This window comes from Mesorhizobium sp. M7A.F.Ca.CA.004.04.2.1 (assembly GCF_004022825.1).
Taxonomy (GTDB): Bacteria; Pseudomonadota; Alphaproteobacteria; order Rhizobiales; family Rhizobiaceae; genus Mesorhizobium.
On sequence record NZ_RZPH01000593.1, the window covers coordinates 1 to 3791 of the forward strand.

The following is a 3791-nucleotide window of genomic DNA, read 5'->3' on the forward strand; positions in this document are numbered from 1 at the left end:
GGGCGGGAATGACATGAGGACGGATGATCTCATCAAGGCGCTGGACGCCGACGCAAGCAGCAAGGCAATCCCGCTGCTATCGGCCTGGTGGCTGGCCGCCGGTGCGGGGGCGGTGATCGCGGCCGTCGTATTCCTGCTGACCATCGGCCCGCGCCCGGACTTCATGGCGGCCGCTCACACGATGCGCTTCCTCTCCAAATTCGTCTTCACCATCGTGCTGGCCGTCAGCGCCTTCGCCCTGATCCGCGCCTTGTCGACGCCGGGCGCCTCGACGGGCCGGGCAATGGCCTGGATGGCCGCGGCGCCCGTGCTGGTCGCCGTGGCGGTGCTTCTTGAGCTTTTCATGGTGCCGGAGGCGCTGTGGGGTACACGGATGGTCGGCTCCAACATGATGCTCTGCATGGGCTTCATCCCGCTGATCGGTATTGGCCCGCTTGCCATCTTCCTGTGGATGCTGCGCTATGGCGCGCCGACACGGCCGGTGCTTGCCGGTGCGGTGGCGGGTCTGCTCGCCGGCGGGCTGGCGGCAACCTTCTATGCCGCGCACTGCTTCGACGACTCGCCGCTTTTCGTCGCCACCTGGTACACGGCAGCGATCGCAGCGCTCGCATTGCTCGGTGCGCTCGGCGGACGGTTTTTCATACGCTGGTAGCGTTTCGTAACGATCGCGGACCCGTGCACCGATCCTTAATCATGCCGGCAATTGTTTGCCGGTTAGCGACCACGCCGGCATGCCGGACGCAACCTTTCCTTAAAATCGATCCGCCAAGGTTGATGCGAGAACATGCGTTTGCGCACGGGGGTGGCACGTATCGTGATGTGGCGAGGATTGACCAGCCGAAAATCTCTTGGGCATGCAGGGCTGGCGTTGCTCGTCGCCGGCCTGGGCGTGCTGGCGACCTCGATCCTGCTGTCGAGCCTGGATTTCGGCACCGAAGCGTTGAGGCTCTGCCTGCAGATCGCGGTGGCGGTGGCGGCGGGCGCGCTGTTCCTCGCCGCCCTGTCTATCCGCAGGATCAGCAGGGATCGCCAGCAGATCGCCGAGAGCGAGCTGCGCTTCCGCCGCGCCATGGAGGATTCGGCGATCGGCATCGTGGTTGTCGGTCTCGACGGTCGCATCCGCCAAACCAATCCGGCCTTCGCCGCCATGCTTGGCTACACAAGCGAAGAGATCGAGGCGCTGACTTTCTTCCAGATCACGCATCCCGACGATCTGCTGATCGGGCGGGAGACGATGGACGATCTGAAGGCGGGCACGGTCAATTCCTTCCACTTCGAGAAGCGTTATCTCAGGAAGGACGGAACGCCCGTCTGGGCTCATCTTGCCGGTTCGGTCATTCGCGATGAGACCAGCGGCCGCCCGCTCTATCTCGTTTCGCAAATCGAGAACATCGACGCGCGCAAGCAGGCCGAGGCGCGCATTGCCGAGGCGGAGACGCGTTGGAATTTTGCTCTGGCTGGTGCCGGCCAAGGCGTCTGGGACCTCGACATGCGCAAGGGGGGCACGACCTATTCCTCGACCTGGGTCAAGATGCTGGGCTATGCGGATGGCGAGCTCGATGGCGACACCGATCGCTGGCTGACGATGATTCATCCCGACGATCGCGAGACTGTCGCCGAAGCGGATCGCGCTCATCTCGAGGGCAAGACACCGTTCTTTGAGGCCGAGTTCAGGATGCGCCACAAGGATGGCCACTGGATGTGGATACTCGACCGCGGCAAGGCCATCGAACGCGACGAGAATGGACGGCTGATCAGGGCCATCGGCAGCCTGACCGACATCACCCGCCGCAAGGAGGCCGAAGAGCGCCTTACTGTGTCAGCGGCAATGCTTGCCGACGAAAAGGAGCGGTTGAGGGTGACGCTGCAATCGATCGGCGATGCCGTCATCTGCACCGACGCCGCAAACGGTATCACCTTCATGAACCCGGTCGCCGAAAAGCTGACCGGGATTGCCGGCGGCGAGGCTCTCGGCAAGATGCTTGGCCATGTCTACTGGGCGGTCGACGAGGAGACGGGGCACAGGATCGGCGTCACCCGGCCCGCAGTTGGCGTTCATGCGCCCGCCGACCAGAACAGCCGCGCCGTCCTGATCCGGCGCGACGACACGCGCTGCAGCATCCGCCAGGTGGTGTCGCCGATCATCAACGAACGGAACGAATTCTGCGGGCTGGTCATCGTCTTCCAGGACTTTACCGATGCGCGCGCGCTGCAGCGCCAGCTGGCGCATGCCGCGGCACACGATGCGCTGACCGGCCTTGCCAACCGCTCGAGCTTCATCCGCGCCATGGAAGACCTGGTCGGCCAGGCGCGCAAGGATGGCACCGCCGACACGACGAAGTCGGTCGGAGGCGCCGGACATCAGTTCATGTTCATCGATCTCGACCACTTCAAACTGGTCAACGACACCGGCGGACACGCGGCGGGAGACGCGCTGCTGAAGCGGGTTGCCGAGGCGATTCGCGGCGTGCTTGGTCCAGACGATATCGTCGCTCGCCTCGGCGGCGACGAATTCGCGGTCATTCTGAAATCGGGTTCGGCAGCCGGCGCCAAGATCGCGGCACGCTCCATCATCGATGCGATCGGCGGGCTGGACTTCACCTGGGACGGCCGTCTTCACGTGATCGGCGCCAGCATCGGACTGGCTGCGATCAATGCCAATTGCGGCGAGGTCGACGAGATCATCGCGAGAGCCGATGCGGCCTGCTATGCGGCCAAGGCGGCCGGCCGCGGCTGTGTCTCCGTGGCGTCCGACGCACGGATCGTGGAGGGCCGGACAGAGCCGCTGGCGGCGGCCTCCTGATCGAGCCTGTCAACCGCCGATCCGAAGGCTTGTCCCTGATTTGCGTCGACGATGCGCTCAGCGCGTCGGAACGGGATGCTCGCCACGATAGTCGTAGAAGCCGCGCCCGGTCTTGCGGCCGAGCCAGCCGGCCTCGACATATTTCACCAGCAGCGGGCAAGGGCGATACTTCGAGTCCGACAGGCCGTCATGCAGCACCTGCATGATCGACAGGCAGGTATCGAGCCCGATGAAATCGGCCAACTGCAGCGGCCCCATCGGATGGTTGGCGCCGAGCCGCATGGCGGTGTCGATGGCGTCGACCGAGCCGACACCCTCATAGAGCGTGTAGATCGCCTCGTTGATCATCGGCAACAGGATGCGGTTGACGATGAAGGCCGGAAAATCCTCCGAGACCGTGATCGTCTTGTCGAGCTGCTTCACATAGGTCTTGGCAGCCTCGAAGGTCTGGTCCTCGGTGGCGATGCCGCGCACCAGCTCGACCAGCTTCATCAGCGGCACCGGGTTCATGAAATGTATGCCGATGAACCGCTCAGGCCGGTCGGTCTGCGCGGCAAGCCGCGTGATCGAGATCGACGAGGTGTTGGTCGCCAGGATGGCTTCGGGATTGAGCTGCGGACAAAGCTGGGCGTAGATCTTGCGCTTGACCGTCTCGTCCTCTGTCGCCGCCTCGATCACCAGATCCGCGCCGGCAAGATCGGCCATCGCGGGCGCGGCCGAAATGCGGCCCATCGCGTCGTTGCGCACCTTCTCGTCGAGCTTGCCGGACCCCACCTGGCGGGCCATGTTGCCGCTGATTGTGGCGATGCCTTTCTCGATGCGGTCGGGCGAAATATCGTAGATCAGCACCTTGTAGCCCGAAAGCGCGGAGACATGGGCGATGCCGCCGCCCATCTGGCCCGCGCCGATGATGCCGATCGTCTCGATCTTGCTCATTACACCGATCCCGTCAAAAGGCCTTTGCGGCCTGCTTTTTGTGCGGTGCAAA

General features: G+C 64.2%; 3 protein-coding genes. 2 read left to right on the plus strand and 1 reads right to left on the minus strand.

Features of this window, described 5'->3' with window-relative positions:
- Window positions 1-13: 13 nt before the first annotated feature.
- Both EN893_RS23285 and EN893_RS23290 read left to right on the plus strand, forming a co-directional pair.
- Window positions 14-652, plus strand: a complete 639-nt coding sequence (locus EN893_RS23285) for an NrsF family protein (RefSeq protein WP_127271201.1) — start codon at window positions 14-16, stop codon at window positions 650-652.
- Window positions 653-784: 132 nt separating this feature from the next.
- Complete coding sequence (locus tag EN893_RS23290; RefSeq protein WP_127271199.1) at window positions 785-2803, plus strand: PAS domain S-box protein; 2019 nt, start codon at window positions 785-787, stop codon at window positions 2801-2803.
- A gap of 57 nt (window positions 2804-2860) precedes the next feature.
- Here the strand turns inward: EN893_RS23290 and EN893_RS23295 are convergent, their stop codons facing one another.
- Window positions 2861-3739, minus strand: coding sequence for a 3-hydroxybutyryl-CoA dehydrogenase (locus EN893_RS23295; RefSeq protein WP_013529423.1), 879 nt, complete (start codon window positions 3737-3739; stop codon window positions 2861-2863).
- Window positions 3740-3791 lie beyond the last annotated feature (52 nt).

Bases quoted from the DNA above. Each gene is read 5' to 3' on its own strand.
- EN893_RS23285 (WP_127271201.1), top strand. From the start codon at position 14: ATGAGGACGGATGATCTCATCAAGGCGCTGGACGCCGACGCAAGCAGC.
- EN893_RS23290 (WP_127271199.1), top strand. From the start codon at position 785: ATGCGTTTGCGCACGGGGGTGGCACGTATCGTGATGTGGCGAGGATTG.
- EN893_RS23295 (WP_013529423.1), bottom strand. From the start codon at position 3,739: ATGAGCAAGATCGAGACGATCGGCATCATCGGCGCGGGCCAGATGGGC.